At 66.6% G+C, this 23,468-nt stretch carries 23 protein-coding genes and 1 pseudogene; 19 read left to right on the top strand and 5 right to left on the bottom strand.

The window, feature by feature from the left end:
* Positions 1-10 precede the first annotated feature (10 nt).
* From ffh to dprA, 13 genes are all read left to right on the top strand, one after another.
* Entirely contained in the window at positions 11-1,558 is a 1,548-nt protein-coding gene (gene ffh, locus ACFOY2_RS37945; RefSeq protein WP_379532940.1) for a signal recognition particle protein, read from the top strand.
* 239 nt (positions 1,559-1,797) lie between these two features.
* Positions 1,798-2,238, top strand: coding sequence for a 30S ribosomal protein S16 (gene rpsP / locus ACFOY2_RS37940; protein WP_379532939.1), 441 nt, complete (start codon positions 1,798-1,800; stop codon positions 2,236-2,238).
* Between the two features lies 1 nt (position 2,239).
* A complete protein-coding gene (locus ACFOY2_RS37935; RefSeq protein ID WP_379532938.1) occupies positions 2,240-2,485 on the top strand; it encodes an RNA-binding protein in 246 nt (81 codons plus the stop codon).
* Positions 2,486-2,555: 70 nt separating this feature from the next.
* Positions 2,556-3,056: a ribosome maturation factor RimM gene (gene rimM / locus ACFOY2_RS37930; protein ID WP_379532937.1), complete on the top strand. Its 501-nt coding sequence runs from the start codon at positions 2,556-2,558 to the stop codon at positions 3,054-3,056.
* Positions 3,056-3,835, top strand: a complete 780-nt coding sequence (gene trmD / locus ACFOY2_RS37925; protein ID WP_357828559.1) for a tRNA (guanosine(37)-N1)-methyltransferase TrmD — start codon at positions 3,056-3,058, stop codon at positions 3,833-3,835. Before rimM ends, trmD begins: the two co-directional genes overlap by 1 nt.
* A gap of 137 nt (positions 3,836-3,972) precedes the next feature.
* On the top strand, positions 3,973-4,335 hold the full coding sequence (rplS, locus tag ACFOY2_RS37920; RefSeq protein ID WP_379532936.1) for a 50S ribosomal protein L19: 363 nt from the start codon (positions 3,973-3,975) through the stop codon (positions 4,333-4,335).
* A gap of 139 nt (positions 4,336-4,474) precedes the next feature.
* Positions 4,475-5,335: a signal peptidase I gene (lepB, locus tag ACFOY2_RS37915; RefSeq protein ID WP_379532935.1), complete on the top strand. Its 861-nt coding sequence runs from the start codon at positions 4,475-4,477 to the stop codon at positions 5,333-5,335.
* Complete coding sequence (gene lepB / locus ACFOY2_RS37910; RefSeq protein WP_379532934.1) at positions 5,335-5,934, top strand: signal peptidase I; 600 nt, start codon at positions 5,335-5,337, stop codon at positions 5,932-5,934. Before lepB (ACFOY2_RS37915) ends, lepB (ACFOY2_RS37910) begins: the two co-directional genes overlap by 1 nt.
* A gap of 52 nt (positions 5,935-5,986) precedes the next feature.
* Positions 5,987-6,655: a ribonuclease HII gene (locus ACFOY2_RS37905; protein ID WP_379532933.1), complete on the top strand. Its 669-nt coding sequence runs from the start codon at positions 5,987-5,989 to the stop codon at positions 6,653-6,655.
* A gap of 39 nt (positions 6,656-6,694) precedes the next feature.
* Positions 6,695-7,018, top strand: a complete 324-nt coding sequence (locus ACFOY2_RS37900; RefSeq protein ID WP_026215037.1) for a DUF2469 domain-containing protein — start codon at positions 6,695-6,697, stop codon at positions 7,016-7,018.
* 813 nt (positions 7,019-7,831) lie between these two features.
* On the top strand, positions 7,832-8,332 hold the full coding sequence (locus ACFOY2_RS37895) for a YraN family protein (RefSeq protein ID WP_379532932.1): 501 nt from the start codon (positions 7,832-7,834) through the stop codon (positions 8,330-8,332).
* Positions 8,333-9,874 carry a YifB family Mg chelatase-like AAA ATPase gene (locus ACFOY2_RS37890; protein WP_379532931.1) on the top strand — a complete coding sequence of 514 codons (1,542 nt, stop codon included), beginning with the start codon at positions 8,333-8,335 and terminating at the stop codon, positions 9,872-9,874.
* 655 nt (positions 9,875-10,529) lie between these two features.
* Positions 10,530-11,858 (top strand): DNA-processing protein DprA, encoded by a 1,329-nt coding sequence (gene dprA / locus ACFOY2_RS37885; protein WP_379532930.1) that lies wholly within the window; start codon positions 10,530-10,532, stop codon positions 11,856-11,858.
* Between the two features lie 402 nt (positions 11,859-12,260).
* Here dprA and ACFOY2_RS37880 read toward each other — a convergent pair whose 3' ends face one another.
* The 3 genes from ACFOY2_RS37880 to ACFOY2_RS37870 all read right to left on the bottom strand — a co-directional run bounded on the left by ACFOY2_RS37880 (position 12,261) and on the right by ACFOY2_RS37870 (position 14,041).
* Positions 12,261-12,575, bottom strand: a complete 315-nt coding sequence (locus tag ACFOY2_RS37880; RefSeq protein ID WP_379532929.1) for a hypothetical protein — start codon at positions 12,573-12,575, stop codon at positions 12,261-12,263.
* A 399-nt stretch (positions 12,576-12,974) separates the two neighbouring features.
* Entirely contained in the window at positions 12,975-13,340 is a 366-nt protein-coding gene (locus tag ACFOY2_RS37875) for a hypothetical protein (protein WP_379532928.1), read from the bottom strand.
* Between the two features lie 68 nt (positions 13,341-13,408).
* Positions 13,409-14,041: an NAD(P)-dependent oxidoreductase gene (locus ACFOY2_RS37870; RefSeq protein WP_379532927.1), complete on the bottom strand. Its 633-nt coding sequence runs from the start codon at positions 14,039-14,041 to the stop codon at positions 13,409-13,411.
* A 115-nt stretch (positions 14,042-14,156) separates the two neighbouring features.
* On the opposite strand from ACFOY2_RS37870, the gene ACFOY2_RS37865 reads away from it, so the two are divergent.
* The 3 genes and pseudogenes from ACFOY2_RS37865 to ACFOY2_RS37855 all read left to right on the top strand — a co-directional run bounded on the left by ACFOY2_RS37865 (position 14,157) and on the right by ACFOY2_RS37855 (position 15,974).
* On the top strand, positions 14,157-14,726 hold the full coding sequence (locus ACFOY2_RS37865) for a TetR/AcrR family transcriptional regulator (protein WP_379532926.1): 570 nt from the start codon (positions 14,157-14,159) through the stop codon (positions 14,724-14,726).
* Positions 14,727-14,870: 144 nt separating this feature from the next.
* Positions 14,871-15,338, top strand: a pseudogene (locus ACFOY2_RS37860) (site-specific integrase); the annotation flags it as partial.
* Between the two features lie 21 nt (positions 15,339-15,359).
* Positions 15,360-15,974 (top strand): tyrosine-type recombinase/integrase, encoded by a 615-nt coding sequence (locus ACFOY2_RS37855; RefSeq protein ID WP_379533016.1) that lies wholly within the window; start codon positions 15,360-15,362, stop codon positions 15,972-15,974.
* A gap of 69 nt (positions 15,975-16,043) precedes the next feature.
* On the opposite strand, the gene ACFOY2_RS37850 is transcribed toward ACFOY2_RS37855, so the two are convergent.
* Together ACFOY2_RS37850 and ACFOY2_RS37845 are read right to left on the bottom strand one after the other, a co-directional pair.
* Complete coding sequence (locus ACFOY2_RS37850; protein WP_379533015.1) at positions 16,044-17,033, bottom strand: murein hydrolase activator EnvC family protein; 990 nt, start codon at positions 17,031-17,033, stop codon at positions 16,044-16,046.
* Between the two features lie 250 nt (positions 17,034-17,283).
* Positions 17,284-18,567: an MFS transporter gene (locus ACFOY2_RS37845; protein ID WP_379533014.1), complete on the bottom strand. Its 1,284-nt coding sequence runs from the start codon at positions 18,565-18,567 to the stop codon at positions 17,284-17,286.
* 503 nt (positions 18,568-19,070) lie between these two features.
* Here ACFOY2_RS37845 and ACFOY2_RS37840 point away from each other — a divergent pair.
* The 3 genes from ACFOY2_RS37840 to tsf all read left to right on the top strand — a co-directional run bounded on the left by ACFOY2_RS37840 (position 19,071) and on the right by tsf (position 23,391).
* Positions 19,071-19,685 (top strand): ArsR/SmtB family transcription factor, encoded by a 615-nt coding sequence (locus ACFOY2_RS37840; RefSeq protein ID WP_357828526.1) that lies wholly within the window; start codon positions 19,071-19,073, stop codon positions 19,683-19,685.
* An 870-nt stretch (positions 19,686-20,555) separates the two neighbouring features.
* Complete coding sequence (gene rpsB, locus ACFOY2_RS37835; RefSeq protein WP_379532925.1) at positions 20,556-21,521, top strand: 30S ribosomal protein S2; 966 nt, start codon at positions 20,556-20,558, stop codon at positions 21,519-21,521.
* A gap of 1,036 nt (positions 21,522-22,557) precedes the next feature.
* Entirely contained in the window at positions 22,558-23,391 is an 834-nt protein-coding gene (tsf, locus tag ACFOY2_RS37830) for a translation elongation factor Ts (RefSeq protein WP_379532924.1), read from the top strand.
* Positions 23,392-23,468 lie beyond the last annotated feature (77 nt).

The following is a 23,468-nucleotide window of genomic DNA, read 5'->3' as shown; positions in this document are numbered from 1 at the left end:
GGCCAACCACGTGTTCGAGACGCTTTCCGACCGGCTGACATCGGTTTTCTCCTCCCTCCGAGCCAAAGGGCGGCTGTCGGACGCCGACATCGACGCCACCACTCGCGAGATCCGCATCGCCCTGCTTGAGGCCGATGTCGCGCTCCCAGTGGTCAAGGCGTTCGTCGCCCAGATCAAGGAGCGCGCCCGCGGCGCCGAGGTCTCTCAGGCCCTCAACCCGGCGCAGCAGGTCGTCAAGATCGTCAATGACGAGCTGATCGCGATCCTCGGCGGCGAGACGCGCAGGCTCCGCCTCGCCAAGACGCCGCCGACCGTCATCATGCTTGCGGGCCTCCAGGGTGCGGGCAAGACCACCCTGGCGGGCAAGCTGGCCGGGTGGCTGCGCGAGCAGGGCCACGCGCCCATGCTGGTCGCCGCCGACCTGCAGCGGCCCAACGCCGTCCAGCAGCTTCAGGTGGTGGGCGAGCGCGCCCAGGTCGCCGTTTACGCGCCCGAGCCCGGCAACGGGGCAGGCGACCCGATCGCGGTCGCCCGCCACTCCATCGACGAGGCCAGGCGGCTGCAGCACGACGTCGTCATCATCGACACCGCCGGCCGCCTGGGCATCGACCAGGAGATGATGAAGCAGGCCGCCGACATCCGCGACGCGGTCTCGCCCGACGAGGTCCTGTTCGTGGTCGACGCCATGATCGGCCAGGACGCCGTCACGACGGCGCAGGCGTTCATGGAAGGCGTCGGCTTCGACGGCGTCGTGCTCACCAAGCTCGACGGCGACGCCAGGGGCGGCGCGGCCCTCTCGGTCCGCCACATCACCGGCCGGCCGATCATGTTCGCCTCCACCGGCGAGAAACTGGAAGACTTCGACGCCTTCCACCCCGACCGGATGGCCTCCCGCATCCTCGACATGGGTGACATTCTCACCCTGATCGAGCAGGCCCAGAAGACGTTCGACGAAGAGCAGGCCGCCAAGATGGCCGGCAAGCTCACCTCGGGCGAGAACTTCACGCTCGAGGACTTCCTCGAGCAGATGATGATGGTCCAGAAGATGGGCCCCATCAAGAACCTGCTCGGCATGATGCCCGGCATGGGCCAGATGCGCGACCAGCTCAACTCCATCGACGACCGCGACCTCGACCGCATCGCCGCGATCATCCGGTCCATGACGCCGGGCGAGCGCCAGGACCCCAAGATCATCAACGGCTCGCGCCGCGCCCGCATCGCCGCCGGATCCGGCGTCTCGGTCAGCGCGGTCAACAACCTCGTCACCCGCTTCTTCGACGCCCAGAAGATGATGAAGCGGATGGCGGGCGGCATGGGCATCCCGGGCATGCCCGGGGGGCGCGGCAAGGCCACCAAGGCGCAGAAGAAGGCCAAGAAGGGGCGGCGCGTCAGCGGAGACCCGCGCAAGGCCGCCCTGGGCAAGCCCTCCGCCGCCGAGGAGCCCGCGGAGCCCAAGCAGGGCGGGGTGCTGGGGAACCTGGGGGGCAAGCTGCCGCCGGGGATGGAGCTGCCGCCGGGCTTCGACCCCTCCAAGCTCCGCCTCCCCGGCCAGAAGTAGCCCTTCCTCCGGGGGCCACGCCCGAGGTTCGGCCAGGACGTTGACGGATTCGGTGGCGCGCGGCCCAGAAGGTCGAGGCAGTGCCGTCAATCTGGCACAATGACATGTTGGAACATCGTGACCAGGCGGGTGCCCTCTCACCTCCCGCCGGACGCGCCTGTCCCTGGAGCGTCGTCCCGTCGTGCCCCACTCGGCGAGATGCCGTTCACCCACGCTCGAATGCAGGAGAGACCACACCCGTGGCAGTCAAGATCAAGCTCAAGCGGCTCGGCATGATCCGCAACGCGCAGTACCGTATCGTCGTCGCCGACAGCCGCACCAAGCGTGACGGCCGGGCGATCGAGGAGATCGGCCTGTACCACCCGAAGGATGACCCTTCGCGCATCGAGGTCAACGCCGAGCGTGCGGCTTACTGGCTGGGTGTCGGCGCGCAGCCGACCGAGCCGGTGCTCAAGCTGCTCAAGCTCACCGGTGACTGGCAGAAGTTCAAGGGCGAGCCCGCCCCTGCGCCTCTCAAGGTCGCCGAGCCCAAGCCCGACCGTCACGCCCTCTACGAGGCCGCGGCCAAGGAGACGCTGTCCGGTGGCGACACCGGCGCAGCCGCCACCACGCCGAAGAAGGCCAAGAAGAAGGAAGAGGCTGAGGCCCCCGCCGAGACCAAGACCGAGGGCGAGGCCTGACGTGCTCGAGGAGGCCCTCGAGCACCTCGTCAAGGGCATCGTCGAACATCCCGACGATGTCCGGGTCCGCGCACGCCGCATTCGCAGCGGGCGCGTCCTGGAGGTCCGGGTGCACCCCGAGGACCTGGGCAAGGTCATCGGACGCGGCGGGCGCACCGCCAAGTCGCTGCGCACGGTCGTGAACGCCCTGGCCGACGGGAAGTACGTGCGGGTTGATCTGCTCGATCTGCACGAAGCGGTCCGTTAGCGTCAGGTTTGTGCGCCCTCATCGGCTTTGGTGGCCGGTGGGGGCGCTCGCGTTGAAAGGGTAGGTTCACGTGCAGCTAGTCGTCGGCCGGATCGGCCGTCCGCATGGGGTTCGCGGTGAGGTGACCGTGGAGGTGCTCACCGACGATCCCGAGCTGCGCTTCGCCGTCGGAGCGTCCGTCACGACCGACCCCGCCGACAGGGGTCCGCTCGTCATCGAGGGCCGCCGGTGGCACAAGGGCATTTTGCTGATGTCGTTCGCGGAGGTCTTCGGGCGCGACGCGGCGGAGGAACTGCGCGGCACCATGCTGGTCATCGACTCGGCTGACGTGGCGCCGTCCGAGGACCCCGACGAGTTCCACGATCACGAGCTCATCGGGCTGGCGGTGGAGACCGCCTCGGGCGAGCCCGTGGGCGAGGTCAGCGACGTTCTGCACCATGGGCAGGACCTCCTGGTGGTTCGCAGGCGCGGGCAGGACGAGGCGCTCATCCCGTTCGTCAAGGCCCTGGTGCCCGAGGTCGACCTGGAGGGCGGCCGGCTGGTCGTCGATCCGCCAGAGGGCCTGCTGTGATGCGGCTCGACATCATCTCGATCTTCCCCGAGTACTTCGCACCGCTCGACGTCTCGCTGATCGGCAAGGCACGCGAGCGCGGGACGCTCGACGTCCGGGTGCACCAACTGCGTGACTGGACGCACGACGTGCACAAGACCGTGGACGACACCCCGTACGGCGGCGGCCCCGGCATGGTCATGAAGCCCGAGGTGTGGGGCGAGGCGCTCGACGCCGTGATCGGCGAGGGGGCGCCGCGGATGATCGTGCCGACGCCGAGCGGACGGCCGTTCACCCAGGAGCTGGCGCAGGAGCTGGCGGCGGAGCCGTGGCTGCTGTTCGCGTGCGGACGCTATGAGGGCATCGACTCGCGCGTCATGGCCGAGTACGGCACGCGGCTGCGCGTCGACGAGGTCAGCATCGGCGACTACGTGCTGGCCGGGGGCGAGGTGGCGGTGCTGGTGATGGTGGAGGCCGTCGGGCGGCTGCTGCCCGGCGTGCTGGGCAACGCCCAGTCGGTTGTGGACGACTCGTTCGCGCCCGGGTCCATGCGCAATCTGGTTGAAGGACCCGTTTACACCAAACCGCCCGTCTGGCGGGGACACGAGGTGCCGGCGGTGCTTCTGTCCGGACATCACGGAAAAGTAGCCAGATGGCGGCGGGACGAGGCGCTGCGCCGTACCGTCAGGAACCGGCCGGAGCTGGCGGCGGCGCTGGACCCCGACACGCTCGACAAACACGACAGAAAGCTCCTGGAGGAGCTGTCGTTTCGCGTCGAGCCCGAAGATATGGCAAACTGAATCGCTGCCAACCGTCACCTGGTTGGTTCATCATGCCCGGGAAGAGCAACTCCGGGCTCAGGAGACAGCAAGCGTGTCCGCCACGAGCCACGGCCGGGTGGACCTCCGCGTGCTCACAAGAACTTGAGGACTCTCTCATGCACACGAAGATCCAGGAGCTCGAGAAGGCGACTCTGCGCGGCGACGTGCCGAGCTTCCGCCCCGGTGACACGCTCGAGGTTCACGTCCGCGTCGTCGAAGGCAACCGCTCCCGCATCCAGGTCTTCAAGGGCTTCGTGCTGCGCAGGCAGGGCAGCGGCGCCCGCGAGACCTTCACGGTCCGCAAGGTCAGCTACGGCGTCGGCGTCGAGCGTACCTTCCCCGTGCACAGCCCGGTCATCGAGAAGATCGTGCTCGTGACCCGCGGCGACGTGCGCAGGGCCAAGCTCTACTACATGCGTGACCTGCGCGGAAAGGCCGCGCGCATCCGCGAGAAGCGTGAGACGCCGGCCGCGAAGTAATCCGGCCCTTTCGCCATGGCCCGCGTTCCGCGGGCCATTCGGCTTTACAGGGCCGTTTCCTTTATGTGGAGCGACTCGTGCATGGGTGTAACGTCGGTCGAGGCTTGTCGAGCCGAAGCATCATCTAGGCTCGTCAGCGATGACTAGCGAGAGCCAGGAGCACGGCGCTGCGCGCCGCCCTGTCGAGGACGAGGTGGACGTGGTCGCCGAAGAGACTCAGAAGCCAGCAAAGGGCGGGAAAAACGAGAAGAAGGGGTCGTTCTGGAAAGAACTTCCCGTTCTCATCGTCGTAGCCTTGGTTCTGGCCCTGATCATCAAGACGTTTGTGGTCCAGGCCTTCTACATTCCATCGGAGTCGATGGAGAACACCCTGCTGAAAAACGACAGGGTTCTGGTCAACAAGCTCGTCTACCACACGCGTGACATCGAGCGCGGAGACGTGGTGGTGTTCTCGGGCGTCGACTCGTGGGACGGCGAGTTCCAGCTCGAGGAGCCGTCCAACCCGGTCGCGGCGTTCTTCCGCTGGGTCGGCACGGCGTTCGGCATCGTGCCGGGCGAGAAGGACTACATCAAGCGGGTCATCGGCATCGGTGGCGACCACGTCAAGTGCTGCGACCCCAAGGGGCGCATCACGGTCAACAACACGCCCATCGACGAGGAGAGCTACCTCTACCCGGGCAACGTGCCGTCCGACAGGTTCTTCGACATCACGGTGGCGCCAGGACGCCTGTGGGTGATGGGCGACCATCGCTCCGTCTCGCTCGACTCCCGCTCACACACCGGTGACGCCGGCGGTGGTTCCATTCCCGTGGGTCAGGTCATCGGACGGGCCTTCGTGATCGTGTGGCCGTTCAACCGGGCGGGCTCGATCGACATTCCCGACACCTTCGCTCAGCCCGCGCTCCAGGCGCTCGGCGGGGCGGTGCCGATGGTCGCCGGGTTCGGGCTGGCCGTACCCTTGGTGCTGGTCCGTCGGCGCTGGCTGCTGAGGAGGCGTTGATGGCCGTCACCAAGAAGGCGGAGGGCGTGGCGAAAGAGAAGAAGAAGGGTGGTGGCTTCCGCGAGACCGTCCTGCTGCTCATCATGGGCGTCGGTATCGCGCTGCTGCTGCAGGCGTTCGTGGTCGGATCGTTCTACATCCCGTCGGTGTCGATGGAGAACACCCTGCTGATCAACGACCGGGTGTTCGTCAACAAGCTGGCGGGCAAGCCCGAGCGCGGCGACATCGTGGTCTTCAAGGGCTGGAAGGGCGGCGAGGACACCATCAAGCGCGTCATCGGCGTGGGCGGCGACCACGTCAAGTGCTGCGACTCCAAGAGGCGCATCACGGTCAACGGCACGCCGCTCGACGAGGAGTCCTACCTTTACCCCGGCGACTACCCCTCGGGCGACGATTTCGACGTCAAGGTGCCCGCGGGCCAACTCTGGCTGATGGGCGACCACCGCAGCGCCTCGGCCGACTCGCGTGCCCACGTGGACGAGCCGGGCAAGGGCTTCATCTCCGAGGACGCCGTGGTCGGCAAGGCGGTGCTTCGCTACTGGCCGTTGTCGCGCGGTTACCTCTTCGCGCGTCCCGACACTTTTGACAAGGTCAAGTAGAGGGTGCTTTCGGTCGCGGTATGCGGCGAATGGGGCGTACGCTGCCTCTGTCATGACAGTTGCGTTCCGCCCTCGGCCCAGCGTCGTCCGGCGCGATTCCGGACTCTACGCCTATGAGCGGGCGCTGGCCCGCCGCGGCCTGGCTCCGATCGCCGGAGTCGACGAAGCGGGCCGCGGCGCCTGCGCGGGCCCGCTCGTGGTCGCCGCCGTCATCCTGCGCAGGCAGATCGACGGCCTCGGCGACTCCAAGCTGCTGACCCCGGTCGCGCGCGAACGCCTCTACGACCTGATCATGCCGGTCTCCCACGTGGGCATCGTGATCATCCCGCCCGGGGAGATCGACGCCAAAGGTCTTCACAAATGCAACGTTTCAGGAATGCGGCGGGCTGTCGCACAGTTGCCCTGTGACCCGGAGTACATCCTGACGGACGGCTTCCCGGTTCCCGGGCTGCCCGCGCCGTCGCTGGCCGTATGGAAGGGGGATCAGGTGGCCGCGTGCGTGGCGGCCGCGTCGATCGTGGCCAAGGTGACGAGGGACCGCATGATGGTCGCGCTGGACGCGCGCTTCCCGCAGTACGGTTTCGCCGAGCACAAGGGGTATGTCACACCAGGACACCGGCTGGCGCTGGAAACGCACGGGCCATGCCCTGATCACCGTTACTCCTTCGTCACGGTGGCCAGGGAGATGGGTGAGAATGAAATGGGGGCCGGGGTTGCCTGAGCAGGCGAACCGGGGGACCGGTACGACAGGAGGACCGCGATGAGCGCAGAAGATCTCGAAAAGTACGAAACCGAGATGGAGCTGCAGCTTTACCGCGAATACCGCGATGTCGTCGGTTTGTTCACGTACGTGGTGGAGACTGAGCGGCGCTTCTACCTGACCAACTCGGTCGATCTCGACGTCCGTACCGCGGAGAACGGCGACGTCTTCTTCGACGTGAAGATGCAGGACGCTTGGGTTTGGGACATGTATCGGCCGGCGCGGTTCGTCAAGAACGTGCGGGTGGTCACGTTCAAAGACGTGAACGTGGAGGAACTGGCCAAGGCAGACCTGGAGATGCCCAAGGAGGGGTTCTCGGGGTAGCCGGGGGCGTTCCAAGGGGGGGCTCGTCCCATACGGACGGGGCCAGGCGAGGCACGCGCCACAACACCTCGCCCACCCACAGCCCAACCGACCCGGGCCGGACGTTCGCCCAAGGCCGAACGCGGCAGCCTCACACCCACGCCCCCCTAAGCCCCAACCGGCTCTGGGGCCCACGCTTGCAGGGTCGAGCCGGGCAGCCTGTCGACGTGCGCCCTTGGTCTGACCGGTCCTGGGCCCCATGCTTGTCGAAGGTTGAGCCTGGCGGTCTCAGGCCCACGTGCACCCACGGTCCGACCGGCCCCAGGCTCACGCTTGTCCAAGGTCGAACCTGGCAGTTTCAGGCCCACGCCCACCCAAGGCTCAACCGGGCCTTGGATCGGCTGGTACGGCCCAGTTCTGAAGCAGCGGACCCGGTTCCCGAAGCCCGGCCCTGAGGCGGCCAGTTCGCCACGCAAAGCCCGCCCCGATCCTTGCTGGCCGGCACCGCCCAAAAGCCCAGCTTGGTCCTCGCAGGTCGGCACAACCCAAATCCCGGTAGCGGCTGACCGCCTGAACCTGAGCGGGCACCACGCGCGTGCACCTGCACTCACAGCCTCTCGACGCATGACCTGGCTCGTTCCTGCCTGCCCGAGCCCGCCGCCGCCAGATTTGGCCCACCTCACGCGGTCTCCCATCACCGCACTACGACTTATCCACAACCCGGCGGTAGCCCATCCCCTCCATCCCCAGAACCACGTTCGGCCGCCTCTCCACCGCCCCTCATCCGCGAAAGTCGGTGCCCGGACCGCACCGACGAACAACCGGAGATGGCACATGGCCGCAAACAGCACCACCAGCAACGCGACCCCCCAAAGCCCCGCCAGAGACAAAACCACCAAGAACGAGACCGCCACAAGCAACGTCAGAACGCCCAACAACCCCAAGGGCCCCAACGGACGGCCCACCGCCGGGAAACCCAGCGCCGACAAGCCGCTCCAGCTCGGCAAACAAGGCGAACAAGTGGCAGTGACCTACTTGGAAGCCGCAGGCCTGAAAATCATCGACCGCAACTGGCGCTGCCGCCACGGCGAAATCGACATCATCGCCGAAGAGGGCCCCACGTTGGTGGTGGTCGAGGTCAAAACCCGCTCAGGCAGATCCCACGGCACAGCCCTGGAGTCGGTGAGCCGAGCCAAGCTGGCCAAACTTCGATTGCTGGCCGCCAGATGGCTGGCCACGCAGCCCCGCACGTTCAGCACCGTGAGAGTAGACGTGATCGCCCTGGAGCGCTTCGCCGGAGACTTCGCCATGAGCCACGTACGGGGGGCGATCTAGATGACCGTGGCCCGCACCCGCAGCGTGGCACTCTTGGGCGTCGCAGGCAGAACCGTCGAGGTGGAGGCCGACGTAGGCAACGGCCTGGCGGGCATCCACCTCATCGGCCTCCCCGACACCGCGCTCAGCGAGGCCCGCGACCGAGTCAGATCCGCGGTGGTCAACAGCAACTATCCATGGCCGGACGCCCGCATCATCGTCAGCCTCTTCCCGGCCAGCCTCCCCAAGCGCGGGTCCCAGTTCGATCTGGCCATAGCCGTAGCCATCATGGGCGCGGCCGGGGTGGTCCCCGCCGAACGCATCGCGCAGCTATTCTTCCTCGGCGAACTAGGACTGGACGGCCGTATCCGCCCCGTACGCGGCATCCTCCCGTCCATCCTCGGCGCGGCCAAACACAGCGACGTCACGGTCGTGGTCCCCGCCGCCAACTCAGCAGAAGCCAGCCTGGTGCCGGACGTCAAAGTGGTGCCGGTGGGCCATCTGCGCCAGCTCGTGGAGTGGCTGCGCAAGGGAGACGAGCCACCGGAGCCCGAGATCGAGGAGGCCGTCGAACCCGCCAAGATCTCCACCGACCCCGCAGTGGACCTGGCGGACGTCGTCGGCCAGCCCGCAGCCCGCCGCGCCTTGGAGGTGTGCGCCGCCGGCGGCCACAACCTCTGGATGCTCGGTCCACCGGGCACCGGCAAGACCATGCTCGCGGAGCGCCTCCCCACCCTCCTCCCCGAGCTGGAGCTCGACCACGCCCTGGAGGTCACGGCCATCCACTCGGTCGCGGGCGTCCTGCCCCCGAACGCGCCGATGATGCGCAGACCCCCGTTCGTCAGCCCACACCACACGGCGACGTCCGCCGCGATCATCGGCGGCGGCAGTACGATCGTGCGCCCAGGAGCGGTCTCCCTCGCCCACCGAGGGGTCCTCTTCATGGACGAGGCCCCAGAATTCCCCCGCCATGTCCTGGACGCCCTCAGACAGCCACTGGAATCAGGCCGCGTAACGGTGTCCAGATCAGCCGGCTCGGTCACCTTCCCGGCCAGATTCATGCTGATCCTGGCCGCCAACCCCTGCCCCTGCGCCCAGGACGAAGACCAAGGCAAAGGCCAAGCCTGCAGATGCACGCCCACCGTACGACGCCGCTACCTGGGCAGACTCTCGGGCCCACTCCTGGACCGCATAGACATGAAGGTCACGGTGGCCCGCTCGTCCAGACGCGAACTCCTGGCTGACCGCCAGTTCGTGGAGACCAGCAAGACGGTGGCCGAACGCGTCCTGGTCGCGCGGGAACGCGCCGCCAAACGCCTAGCGGGCACCCTTTGGCGTACGAACGCAGAAATCCCCTCCTCGGTGCTCCACGCCGACTACCGCCCTTCCGAGACCGCCATGAGACCCATGACGTCCTGCCTGGACTCAGGCACCCTCACCGCCCGCGGCCTGGACCGCGTCGTCCGCGTCGCCTGGACCCTCGCCGACCTGGCCAACAAAGACGCCCCAGACCAGGACGACACCAACGCTGCCCTGAGCTTCTGGCTCGGGGTCAACTCCTAACCCGCGAAAACCCCTCACAAGCCCACAACATCACTCTGAAACCCCGCCCAAAACCCTTAGCCCAAGCCTCAGACCACCCTGCGCCGAACCGTACCCATCCCCACCACCAAGCCCCGCACCCAGCCAACCCTCGTAGCTAGCTTCCGCACTCTGCCCACCCCTCCCCAAGCCCCACACTCCGCCCACTCAGCCGACATCCAAGCCCTCAGCAACCCCATAGGCCACATCAAGGAGCCCTTTCATGCACTCCCCTTCCTTGCAGGACGCCCCTGCCTCAGTCTCCGTCTCCACCCCCGTCGCCGCGGAGCGATCCCTACCCGCGTTGGTTCCAACACCCCGCCAGCCTCCACAAGCGGCGGTGGCACCACCCCCACGCCCCGAACCCTCAGCACCCCATCCACCCCTGGAAACCGAGGCCCTCGCGGAAGCCACCATGCCCACCCCGTCTCCGGAAACGTCAGCGACCTTCCCCCTCCCAGAAGGGACTGTCGAGACCGACACACCCTCACAACTCTCCGCGCTCGCCACACCTCCATCGAGCACATCGACCACCACGTTCTCAACAGGCACGCCGCCGACTGCCCCGCATCCCACGACCACACCGACCACCCCGCCTCCAGGCCCCGCTGCGACCAGCACCACAACCACCAAACCTTTGCTGCCTTCAGAGGCCACCATCAGCAGCAACGGCAACGCCCGGGAGTACGAGGCCAGGGCCGCTCTCATGCGGGCTGCCGACGTCGGCGACCCCATCATGGGCCGCCTGGTTTTGCAATACGGCCCTTCGCAAGCAGTGGAGGCGATCCGCGCCCGCACTCTCCCTCCGGAGTTCACAGCCAAGGAAGCCCAGCAGGAGCGCCCACCGGACCTGACCGCCCGCTTGAACGTCTGGTACGCCCGTCTGGCTTCTTCCAACCCCACCGCCGACCTCGAAGAAGGAGAGAAGGCAGGAGCCAGGCTGGTCATCCCGGGCAGCCCCGAGTGGCCCACCCAACTGGACCAGCTCGGCGCGAGCCGCCCCCTTGGACTCTGGCTCCACGGCAAGGCGGATCTCCGCTTCTCCTGCCTCAAATCCGCGGCCGTGGTCGGGGCACGCTCCGCGACGCCTTACGGAACGCATATCGCGGCCGAGTTCGGCGTCGGCCTCGGCGAGGCAGGATGGACCGTCGTGTCAGGCGGCGCGTACGGCGTGGACGGAGCGGTCCACCGCGGCACCCTGGCCTCCGGTTCGCCGACGGTGGTGGTGTTGGCGTGCGGCGTGAACGTCTGTTACCCGAGCTCCCACGAAGCCCTGTTCGCCGCCGTCAAAGACCAGGGAGTGGTGATCAGCGAATGCCCGCCGGGCGTGCACCCCACCCGGGCCCGCTTCCTCATCAGGAACCGCCTGATAGCCGCCCTCTCACGAGGCACCCTGGTGGTGGAGGCGGCCCTTCGCAGCGGAGCCCTCAACACGGCCGCCCACGCCCTGACCCTCAACAGGTACCTGGGAGCAGTCCCGGGCCCGATAACGTCCGCCCAGTCAGCCGGCTGCCACAAACTCCTCCGTGAACGCAAGGCTGTGTGCATCACCTCACCTGAGGAGATGATCGACCTCGTCGGCGTCATAGGCGACGACCTGGCCACGCAGACCCGCCCTCCGGCAGTCCCCAGAGACAGCCTCAACGAGGCGACCAGGAAGGTCCTGGATGCGATTCCGACGCGTGGCGGCGCGGGCCCAGCCTCGATCGCGGTCGCCGCAGGGGTTGGCCTGGACACTGCTCTGAGCGCCTTGGGCGGCCTGGCAGCCGCAGGCTACATAGAACGAACCACCCGAGGCTGGCGCCTCCGCAAGCAGCCCTCCAGCTACCTCAAGGCCCCAGAGTCCGACGCCCTCGAACCCCCACCTATCCCCGAACCCGACCCCACCGACGTTCCCCCACCGCCAGAGGACTTCCCACCCACCCAATCCGCGTATCAACCCTCGGAGGCGCCATGGCCCGGCTGACAGCATGCATGGGCCGGAAATGGTGACGGCCACCGCTTGACCCTCGGAGGTCCAGCCGAGACCGAAGGTCGGCAACGCGATGGCCGCAGACACAGTGTGACGTGCGTGCGACAACTCGTGAAGTGGAAAGAGCGCCGGTGACTCCCACTTTCACACACCCCATGCCGAAGCCCAGAGGGCCGTCGGAGGGATCACTCAAAGGCCGTCAGATGCCTCTCGTCTGAGAGCCGTCCCATGGGGCACGATCCCTCTCGCTCCCGCGGAGCATAGCCCCACGACGACGCACGAACCCACCACTGCTCGGCACGACCCCCAGCACTCACCCCATCCACTCACCGCTGCTCGGCAGTCGAATAGTGGTGAGCCCCCGGCCTGCTGCTGGGCCGAGGGCTCAACTCGGTGCTAGTTCCAGCCCTCCTCCGGCCATTTGTTCATTTTCAGTCCTAGCTCGATCACCGCGCACTGCAGCGCGGTGAGCTTTTCGAGTATCTCGGCTCGAGCAAACCTGAAGTGCTCGTCCGTGTAGCGCCAGAATCCTGCTAGTTCGTCGCAGAAGGCTGCGATGTCCTGGCATATCTCAGTTCGGGCACCCAAAACTGCATCTTCCATACGAACGAAGTCGTTCGATGCCGTTTTGGCCTGACTTCCGGAACGCTGGCGGGCTTCGAGCTCCTCAATCCGGAGCTTAAGCTCGATGATCTCTGCCTCTACGTCCACGCATCCCTACCCTTACGGCAGTCGTGAGGGACCCCGTCGCCGATGACGGGATCCGGTTTCCGTGGTGGCATGCTTACAAACATTGGACCGTCATCGCGACCGTCATTCGGATCTGGATGGAGTTTTCTCTACCTGGAGGGGATGTCGATTCACTGGAGAAGGAAATTTCCTTGCGGGCATAACATGAACGAAGCGGATCATCCGCACGCATACCCATGCATATGTCTCCTCGGCTGAATGGACGCCAGAGTCGTCGATGCGGACGTCAGTGAGGCGTGTAGCGGCGAGGCGCGAGAGTGGACAATCCATGGGGTTGCGGGAAACGGAGCGCATCCGTCCTTTCTGTTAAAATTGGCTGGTTTGGTGATCGTTGTTCGGGCGGGGTTGTGACGCCCTGGCTCAGCAGCTTGCGCGCGGTAATTGGCGCATGGCGCGGGGATTGTCTCGGTACTTGGTGATTGGGATGGCGTTGCGGACGGCGCTGGTGTCGATCAGGATCGTGACCGCGGTTGGATTGCAGGTCACGATGTCCGGTGTCGACCCGTTGTATGAGGTTTCCTGCGGTTCCGCCGGCGGTGTTCGCGTTGGTGAACTTGTCGTTTCGGTGTTTCGGGCGGGGCGCAGGGTGGTTACCCGGTCGGTGTCGAGGGAGCCTTGGGTCAAGCTGGCTCGGGGGGTGGCCACCCAGGCTCGTTGTTGGGCCGGCTCGGCGTAGACGGTGGTTGACGGATCGTCGACCAACCGGAAGAGGGACAGGTGCACCACGGCGTCGGCCGTGCAGCTCGTGGTCGCTCAGCAGCAGGCCCAGGCAGATTGAGATCGTTCTCTTTGTGTCAGTACCCCACGGAGAGGCTGTGGCCGACGGTGGCGGGATCGGCCAGAGCGGCGAGGATGGCGTCGGCGAGGTCAGCGCGGGCGATGGTCATGCCGCCCCGCACATTGCGGTCGATCGCGGTGCGGTACGGACGGCGCTTGCCGTTCGTCAGCCGCGGCGGCCGCATGATCGTCCAGTCCAGACCACTGGCGCGGACGATCTCATCGGTACGGGCGAAGTCGGCGAAGTTCTTCCGAAGGAAGCGCCCCAGCAGCGGCTTGAACAGTACGCGGCTGGCGAATCCGTCGCCTTCGTCCACGACGTGGCCGCTGGCGGTGACGACGATGAGGCGGCGGGTGCCGGTAGAGCGCATCGCGGTGATGATCGCGCGAGCGCCGTCAGCGCATACTGACCCGCCCGCTCCTGGCCGCAGTCCCAGGGCCGAGATGACGGCGTCGCAGCCGGTCACGCTGGGGGTGATCGCGGTGGCGTCCATGATGTCGGCGGTGACCGGCTCGAGGTGCGGGTGGTTCGCCTGGGAGAGCCGGGCCGGGTCACGGACGACTGCCGTGACGTGGTGACCTGCGGCTAGGGCCTGGTCAACGAGGCGCTGTCCGGTGCCGCCGGTCGCGCCGAAGACGGTGAGCTTCATCTAGACTCCCCGAGGTTAGTAAACGCTCGCTAACTTCTGTGAGGTTAGTGAGCGTTTACTAACCACGTCAAGCGCGCAACGACTGGGAAGAAGGGCGACGATGGGCACCAGAGATGTGATCCTCGACGCGGCCGCACGCGTCATGGCCGAGCGCGGGCTGGCCAATGTGACCACACGCCAGATCGCGCAGGCTGCCGGATTCACTGAAGCGGCCCTGTACAAGCATTTCACCAACAAGGCCGACCTGCTCTTGGCAGTGATTCGGGAACGGTCACCCGGCTTCGCGCAGTTAACGCAGGCATTGGGCGACAAAGCAGGCACGGGAACCCTCGAAGGCCACCTCACCGCCGTTGCCAAGGCCGCGATCGCCTTCTACCGCGAGGGTTTCCCCATGCTCGCCTCGGTGTTCGCCGACCCGAACACCCTGGCCGCGCACAAGAGCGAACTGCGGGACCGGGGTGCCGGCCCACACCAGGTCAACGAGGTGGTTGCCGCCTACCTGCGTGCCGAACAGGACCTTGGCCGACTGCGCCCGGGAGCCGACATCGAGGCCGTCGCCGGCCTGCTGCTCGGTGCCTGCTTCCAGTACGCCTTCCTGGGCCACATGTCTCCGCCCGGCCGACGGGGTGACGACGAGGCGGCCGCGTCCTTCGCCCGCACCCTTCTGGAATCGCTCACCGATTAACTAGGAAGATCGTCTCATGGCGGCGGGCGTTCAACGGGGCCAGGATGAGACGTGGTAGTGGGGCAGCGTAGGCGTATGAACGGGGCGTGATTGCTGGGGCAGGGTAGGAGACCGACCATCCCAAGGGCGGATTGAGGTTCAGAGATGAGGCGGGAGTCGGGCGTGGAGAGGGGCACGGGGATGGAGCGGGGCTCGGCGGCAGATCAGGGTTCGGGGATGGAGCAGGGTTTGGCGGCAGGCCAGGGTTCGGGGATGGAGCAGGGTTTGGCGGCGGATCGGGGTTTGGTGGTGGGGCGCGAAGCGGCGGGTGGGCGCGAGGTTGGTGTTGAGGGGGAGGGGGTTGGTGTTGTGGGAGGCGGTGGGGGTGTGGGTAGGGAAGAGGTTTTGGGGGAGTTTAGGCGGTATTTGCGGTTTGAGCGTGATCTTTCTGTGCATACGGTGCGGGCCTACATGGCTGATGTGGAGGGATTGCTTGATTTTCTGAACGGGCGGATTGAGAGGCTTGACATTGGGGGGCTTCGCGCTTGGTTGGCCGATCAGCATGCGGCCGGAAAAGCTCGGGCTACTTTGGCTCGTCGGACTGCTTGTGCTCGTACCTTCACTGCTTACTGCCATCGGCGTGGGTGGTTGCCGGTGGATCCGGGGTTGTTGCTGGGGAGCGCCAAGGCTGCTCGTCCGTTGCCGGCCGTGCTTGATCAAGAGCAGGCGGAGGCGGTTCTTGAGGCGCCCCCGACCGTGGAGCCGAAGGAGGTCCGTGATCAGGCGATGCTTGAGCTGCTTTACGCCACTGGTGTGCGGGTGAGTGAGCTGTGTGCGCTCGATGTTGATGATGTGGATCGGGAACGGCACGTCATCAAGGTGTTGGGTAAAGGCCGTAAGGAGCGGTCTGTTCCCTTTGGGGTGCCCGCTCTTCGTGCCTTGGATCGGTGGTGCATCCATGGGCGGCCGTTGTGGGTGAGGGAGAAGTCGGGGGCGGCGCTCTTTCTCGGGGTGCGTGGCGGGCGGATCGATGCGGGGACTGTTCGGCGTGTTGTGCATACGCGGTTGGCGCAGGTGGAAGGGGTGCCGGACATGGGGCCGCACGGGTTGCGGCATTCGGCGGCGACTCATCTGCTTGAGGGTGGGGCGGATTTGCGCAGTGTTCAGGAACTGCTGGGGCACGCCTCTCTGAACACCACGCAGATCTACACGCATGTTTCGATTGAGCGGTTGCGGGCCGCGTATCGGCAGGCGCATCCGAGGGCTTGATGGGGTGGTGGGGCTGGGGCGGTCGTAGGTGACGGGCCCAAGGCGGTGGGTGTTTTGGGTGGTTCTCGGTTATTTAGGGGGTGGTCGGGAGTCTGGTGGCGGGCGGCGTCTGCGGGGTGGGCGTCTATGGCGGTGATGTTTGCGGTGCTGGCCTATTGGTCGTCGGCCTTGGTGACCGATCTTTCGGGTGCGTCGTCTTCGGCGCGGTGTGATGAGCAGGGTGATCAGTGTGATCAGCGTGGCTGCTCCCAGGAGGGTGCCGAGGGCGATGGCGGGGGCGGTGATTGTTGAGGCTGAGCGGGTCAGCAATTGAGTGTTTTTCAGGGGTTGGTATGCGGGGGTTTGTAGTGATGTTGGTGATTGCTTATGCGGCTCATCGTTCTCATAAGGCTCAAAGGGCTCATGTGATGAAGGGGCTGGTAGTGGGGTGATTTTCCCTTGGTTGTGAGGGGGCGTTGAAGGGGTGTCGGTGTCGGTGGTGATGACGGGCTTGCTGGGTGCGATGTCTCCGGGGTACTGGGGGCGTGGGATGGCTGGTGGGGGTGCTTGGTTCGTTGTCGGGTTGCTGTGTGGGGATGCGGGGGCTTGTTGTGGAGTGGGAAGGGGCCAGAACGGGAGGAGGCGGATGGGGGCTCGGCCAAGGAGGAGGAGCGGGTCGAGGTAGAGGGTGTCGCGGCGTAGGCCCCAGTGCAGGCACGACTCTGGGCAGTGGCTGATCGTGGGTTCGATGACGCCGAGTTCGGCTCCGAGGGTTACTGGTTGGCCTCGTCGCACTGAGGGGCTGACTGGCTGGTAGGTCGTGCGCAGACCGTCTCCGTGGTCGATCGTGATCACGCCTTTTCCGGCTACGGGGCCGGCGAAGCGGACTGTGCCTGGGCCTGGTGCGAGGACAGCGGTGGATGCGGGGGCGGCCAGGTCTATGCCGCGGTGGCCCGCCAGCCAAGGCTCGGGGGGCGGGGTGAAACGGCGGAGGATGCGGGGGTGTCCGTCCAGCGGCCAGCGCCAGGCTTTGGGGGAAGAAGAGGCTCTTGCTGGGGGAAGGAAGGGCCAGAGCGTCATCATGACTGTGCTGATGAGGGCTGCCGATATGGCTTTTCTGGGGGTTCTGGTTTTGCGGGGGATCACGGTTCGGTGGTGATGGCTACTCCTGCTGGGGTGGGGGTGGGTGGTCATGGCGGGAGTTTGGTGGAGAGGGTCGTTGCGGCGAGGAGGCGAACGTCGTTCTGGGGATCGGGTGGAGCTCTGCGGATGGGGTGTGGATAAGTGGCGGAGGTTTGTGGACCTGGTCAGCTCTGGCGCTTTTGGGTGATCAAGAGGGTGTCTCCGGAGATGGAGAGTGGATGTGTTGGTGGTGCTGCTTGTCGTGGTGAGGATGTGGGTGGTCGCGGGGGCGTAGGGGAGAGGTCCAGATCCAGATGGAGCTGAGGGCCATGCCCGCTGCGCAGATGAGGATGGTTGGGCGCAGGCCGAGATACTCGGCCAGGAGGCCTCCGGTCATGCCGCCCAGGGCCAGGACGCCCTGTATGGCGAAGGTCATGGTGGCGTTCACTCGGCCGCGGAGCTCTGGGGTGGATTCGCGAAGGGTGATCGCGCCCATGCAGGTGGCGAAGGCCACGACTATGGCGCCGGCGATCGCTCCCGTCAGGGCCAGGAGTGAGAGTTTCCACCACAGCGGGCCTGTCAGGAGGCCCACGGTGAGGATTTCGACGGGGAAGAGGAGAACCGCGGCGCGCAGGACGCGGTTCTCGCCGTAACGTTTGGCCAGGCGGGCCGTGGCCCAGGCACCCAGGAGGCCTCCGACGCCTCCTATCGCGATAAGGACGCCGATCAGGCCCTTGGGGATGTTGAGCGTGTTCAGCATGTAGAGCATGTAGACGGCTGTGTACGCCATGGCGAAGAAGTTGATCGTCACGCCTGCGCCCAGTAGGGCCCGGAGCACCGGGTTGGTGACGCTGGTTCGCAGGCCCTCGACGATGTCACGCCACATGCCTCGGGAATGTGTTGGTTCGTTCCGCTCTGGGGTGCGGATCGTGCGGAGCAACAAGGCTGAGGTCAGGAACGACAACGCCTCCGCCAGTACGGCCAGTGGGGCCGTGAGGAACTGCACCAGTAAACCTGCCAGGCCGGGGCCGCCCACCGAGGCCACCGAGTAGGAGGCGTGGAAACCGGCCATCGCCTCGGTTCGCTGGGCGGGAGAGACGACCGCCGCCACATGGGGGAAGTTCGCGGCTCTGAAAAGCACCCCGGCTGTGCCGATCACCAGGGCGACGACTATCAGCCAGGTGATGTTCAGGACGCCGAGCAGCCAGGCCACGGGGACTGCGGCGGCGGCTGCGCAGGACACGAGTTCGCAGGCGATCATCAGAGGGCGGTGACGGGTGAGACGGTCGGCAATGGCGCCCGATTGGAGGCCGAACAGGAGAGCGGGCAATGAAGCGGCCGCGGTCAGCAGGCCCATTTGGGAGGGGGAGGCGGTGAGGGTGGTGACCGCGGTCAGCGGGATGGCCAGCTTTGAGACCTCGGAACCGGTGACCGAGATGGTCCGGGCTGACCAGAGCAGGCGGTAGTCCCGCTGTTTGCGGAGGGGGGCCAGGGCTGGAAGTGGGGGCGGTATCGGGGTTGGGGTGCGCGAGGGCCTTGATGTTGGTGAGGCTGAGGTTGCTTTCGTTGCCGCAGTTGGTGGTGTTGCTGTTGTTTTCGGGGTTGATGGGATTGCTGAGATCGGGGGCAGTGGCGAAGGCAGTGGTGAAGGTCCTGATGGGAGTGGATGGGAAGGGGCGGCCTGGGACTGTTCGGGGTGAGTGGGCTTGAGGCGGGGTGGTTCGGACGCTGCGTGTTCAGGGTGGGGTGATTCGGGCTGGGCGCGGCCGGGATGGGGAGGTTTGGCCTGGGTGAGGTTGGGGTGCTTGAGATCGGGTTGGGCGGAGTTGGTGGGGTTGGTTTGGGGATGGTCCAAGGGCGGGGTGGTTTCGGAGTGGTTGGGGGAGGGAGAGGTGTTGGCGTTGTTGTGAAGGGAACGCTTCATAAGTATGAAGGTAATCCTTCACAGTTGTGAAGGCAATGCTTCACGTCTTGGTGGGCGGGTACCTTTGGCTCATGACGCGGGACAGGCAAGCCCTCAGCGATCCCAAGGCGATGCGGGCGTTGGCCCACCCCGCGCGGTTGATGATCCTGAACAGGCTCGGTGCCGAAGGAGCCGCAACTGCTACCGAGGTGGCGGAGATCGCGGGGATCACGCCCAGTGCGGCGAGTTATCACCTGCGGATGCTGGCCAAGTACGGGTTCGTGGAGGACGCGCCTCCCCGGGGCGATGGCAGGGAGCGGGTATGGAAGGCCGTGGACGCGCCGCTCAGCGTTGGGGTTCTGCCCGATGATCAGCCGGAGGTTCGGGACGCCAAGGTTCTGTTGATGGACGTCCTCGCCCGGGAGGCCGACGAGGAGGCGCGGCGGGCTCTGTCGAATGTCGGTCAGGAGCCTGAGGAATGGCGGGACGCGGCTCGTTTCAGCCGTTACCGGATCCGGGTCGACGCTCAGGAGCTGGCGCGGCTGAATGCGGAGATCGAGAAGCTGATCGAGCCCTATTTCGCCCGAGATCGGAGTCAGGAGGTCGCGCCGGAAGGGGCCAGGGTCGCCGAGGCGCAGATCAAGCTCTTTCCGGTGGCGAAGAGGGTGGTTCCCGGGTTGCCGACCGAGGATCATGACGCAGGGTGATCGGGTTTGGGCGGTGGGGTGGCTTGGTGGTCGGTAGGCGTGGTCCCACCAATGTGGCGCCCCAATACGCCTCAACGCGCCCCAATGCGACCCAAGTTGTCCCAATGCGTCTTACGCGGCCCAACGCCTGTGTGACCCCATGCGCCTTGCGTGACTCGAAGGGCTGTACGCGACCTGATGCGCCTTGCGTGGCTCCAAGGTTTCAGCCCGGCCCAATGCGCCTCGCGCGGCCTAATGCGGTGGGAGCCGCACCAATGCGCTCCAAGGGGCCGGACGTGGTTCGGCTCAAGCGTTCGAGCGCGAGAGGTCTACGGTGTCTGGACGCAATATGGCTCAAGGACCGAAGGCCGTGCGGCCCGAGGCGTCCCAAGGGGCCGGACGTGGTTCGGCTCAAGAGGTCGAACACGACAGGTCTACGGCGCCTGGACGTGATTATGGCTCCAAGGGTCGAGGGCCGTGCGGTCCGAGGCGTCACACGTCCCAGAACGAACGAGGACGGTCCGAAAGTTGGCCTGGTGAGCTTGGGGTGGCTGTGGGGGGCGTGGACGGGCTCTTCGGGCGGAGGTTGTCCGAGGGGGCGTTCTTTGGAAGCCCTTGGGAGTGGGTGATCGTTCGGTGGGGTGGTGACGAGCAGGGCGAGATGTCCGATTGACCACACGCGGTCAGCCTGGGGCGGTGCGGGAGGTAGACTTTTCGGTGGCCTGTGACCACAGGCCGACTTCGCATGCCCCATTGCGGACCGCTCCTTCGGTCCGGGCCGAGCGTCCGGCTGGAGAGGTTTCGGGGCATCAGGGCGGTAGACCACGCGCTGCCGCGGCACAACCGAGAATCGCGCCCATCCGCAGGGCGCCAGACCTGGAGGACCATCACATGGCCCCCGTCGTCACCATGCGACAGCTGCTCGAGAGCGGCGTTCACTTCGGTCACCAGACCCGGCGCTGGAACCCGAAGATGAAGCGCTTCATCTTCACCGAGCGCAACGGCATCTACATCATCGACTTGCAGAAGTCGCTCTCGTACATCGACCGCGCCTACGACTTCGTCAAGGAGACCGTCGCCCACGGCGGCACGATCCTGTTCATCGGCACCAAGAAGCAGGCTCAGGAGGCCATCTCCGAGCAGGCCGCTCGGGTCGGCATGCCCTACGTCAACCAGCGCTGGCTGGGCGGCATGCTCACCAACTTCTCCACCGTGCACAAGAGGCTTCAGCGTCTGAAGGAGCTCGAGGAGCTCGACTTCGACAACGTCGCCGGCTCGGGGCTCACCAAGAAGGAGCTCCTCATGCGCCGCCGCGAGAAGGACAAGCTTGAGCGTACGCTCGGCGGTATCCGCGACATGGGCCGCGTGCCGAGCGCGGTGTGGGTCGTCGACACCAAGAAGGAGCACATCGCGATCAGCGAGGCCAAGAAGCTTGGCATCCCGGTCGTCGCGATCCTCGACACCAACTGCGACCCCGACGAGGTCGACTACCCGATCCCGGGCAACGACGACGCCATCCGCGCCGTCGGCCTGCTGACCAGGGTTGTCGCCGACGGTGTCGCCGCTGGTCTGATGGCCCGCTCCGGCGCCGCGCGTGGCGACGAGAAGCCGACCTCCGCCGAGCCGCTGGCCGAGTGGGAGCGCGAGCTGATCGAGCAGGGCACGGGTGAGCGTCCCGCCGAAGAGGCGAAGGCCGCTCCTGAGGCTACTGCTGAGGTCGCTCCCGAGGCCGGTGCCAAGGAGGCTGCGCCGGCAGCTCCCGAGGCCGCCGCTCCCGAGGCCGCCGCTCCCGAGGCCGCAGCTCCCGAGACCGCTCCCGAGGCCGCCGCCGAGGGCGAGACCGGGCAGCAGGCCTGACCGAGCAGTAGCCGTGACGGGCGCAGTTCCGGCTGAGGGCCAAGCCTGACCGGACCGTAGTCCTGGCCGAGGGTGAGACTGGCCGCGCCGCAGCCCTGACCAAGTGGCAGGTCCGATTGGGCAGTAAGACTGATCGGACGGCCGCTCTGGTTGGGCGGCGGCTCTGGTCGGGCAGGAAGCCTGGTCGGGCGCGGCGGCTCTGGTCGGGCGGGAAGCCTGGTCGGGTTGGTAAGGCTCGTCGGGCGGCAGGTCGGGCCGGGTGGTAACAGGCCTGCGGCCCGATCCGGGCAGTCCAGCACGACTGGTCAGGTGAACGGCCGTCAGGTCGGTCCCTGATCAGGTAACGGCACGGTAATGGCAGGTGTCGGCCGACTTTCCGGTTGGCCGCCCTGCTTGCTGAGGGCTTGGAGCCGAAGGCATGGTGGACTGGCAAGCCGCCGACTGGCCGGGCGCCTCGGGAGAGGGTCTCTCTCGATCGAGGCGGGCGGCAGGTCGCCCCGAGCCTCCCGGTAGGCCGGGCACGCCAGATGTTCCGGGCGCTTGAAGCTCCAGAGCGTTCTGAGCGTGCAGGATGTCCGGAGCGCGCGAAGTGATTCGGGCGTGCAGGATGTCCCGGAGCGCGGAGTGTTTCGGGCGTGCTGAGCGTTCGGAATGCGAAGGCTGTTTCGGGCGTGCTGGGCGTCCGGGGTGCTCCGATTCTGGGAACGGGCAGGCGGCTGTACGTTCCGAGGGAAGACGTTCCGACCGAGGTACGCGGCCGAGTCCTTCACGGGGCGGCGGCCCGGAAGAAGGCGTTCGCGATGAAGCGGACGTTCCGGGCAGCTCGCCGGGGAGGGCAGGCCGGGGTCGGGGCGGTAAGCCGGGCAGGGCTGGGCAGTATGCCTAGCGACGCAGCCCAGCCGATACGAGCGAAGCAAGCCGACCTGGCCAGGCCCCGGGCAAGACCAGGCACGCGCCTGCCGTACGAGAACCAAAGGGTGAGCGCGAAGCCCACCCCGATCCACGACGACGACGAAATCCCACAAGGAAAAAGAGCATGGCTTCCGTGAACATGGCCGACGTCAAGCGGCTTCGCGAGATCACCGCCGCCGGCATGATGGACTGCAAGAAGGCGCTCGAGGAGTCCGGGGGCGACTTCGATCGCGCCATCGAGCTGCTGCGCCTCAAGGGCGCCAAGGACGTGGGCAAGCGCGAGACCCGTACCGCGTCCAACGGTCTGGTGGCGCTCAAGCAGGACGGCGACTCCTCTGCCGCGCTGCTCGAGCTCAACTGCGAGACCGACTTCGTGGCCAAGGGCGAGCGCTTCCAGGAGCTGGCCGGCCAGGTTGTCGCGCACGTCCTGGACACCAAGCCCGCCGATGTGGCGACGCTGCTGGAGTCCTCGTTCGACGGCAAGACCGTCAAGGAGCACCTCGACGTGGCCAACGCCGCGCTCGGCGAGAAGATCGAGATCCGCCGCTTCGCGGTGATCGAGGGTGGCTACATCGGCGCCTACATGCACAAGACCGACCCGGCGCTGCCGCCGGCCGTGGGCGTGCTGGTCCAGTTGGACAAGCCGAACGCCGAGGTCGTCAAGGACATCGCCCAGCACGCCGCGGCGATGGCCCCGCAGTTCCTCAAGCCCGACTCCGTGCCCGCCGAGGTCGTCGAGAAGGAGCGCAAGCTCTTCGAGGAGATGACCCGCGAGGAGGGCAAGCCCGAGGGCGCCATCGGCAAGATCGTCGACGGTCGCGTCAACGGCTGGTACAAGGACTTCACGCTCCTCCAGCAGGCGTTCGTCAAGGACAACAAGAAGAGTGTGGGCAAGTACGCCGAGGAGAACGGCGTCGAGGTCCTGGGCTTTGTCCGTTTCAAGGTCGGCCAGGCATAGGCTTAGGCAAGCTGCCAGTTCAACGATCCGCCGAATGAAGGAGGCCGCCGCCGTGCAGGACCACCGGGAGACAGCCC

The sequence above is a fragment of the Nonomuraea purpurea genome (assembly GCF_042650645.1).
Taxonomy (GTDB): Bacteria; Actinomycetota; Actinomycetes; order Streptosporangiales; family Streptosporangiaceae; genus Nonomuraea; species Nonomuraea purpurea.
Note: the sequence above shows the minus strand (reverse complement) of the source record. Positions and strands in the feature narration are given on the sequence as shown.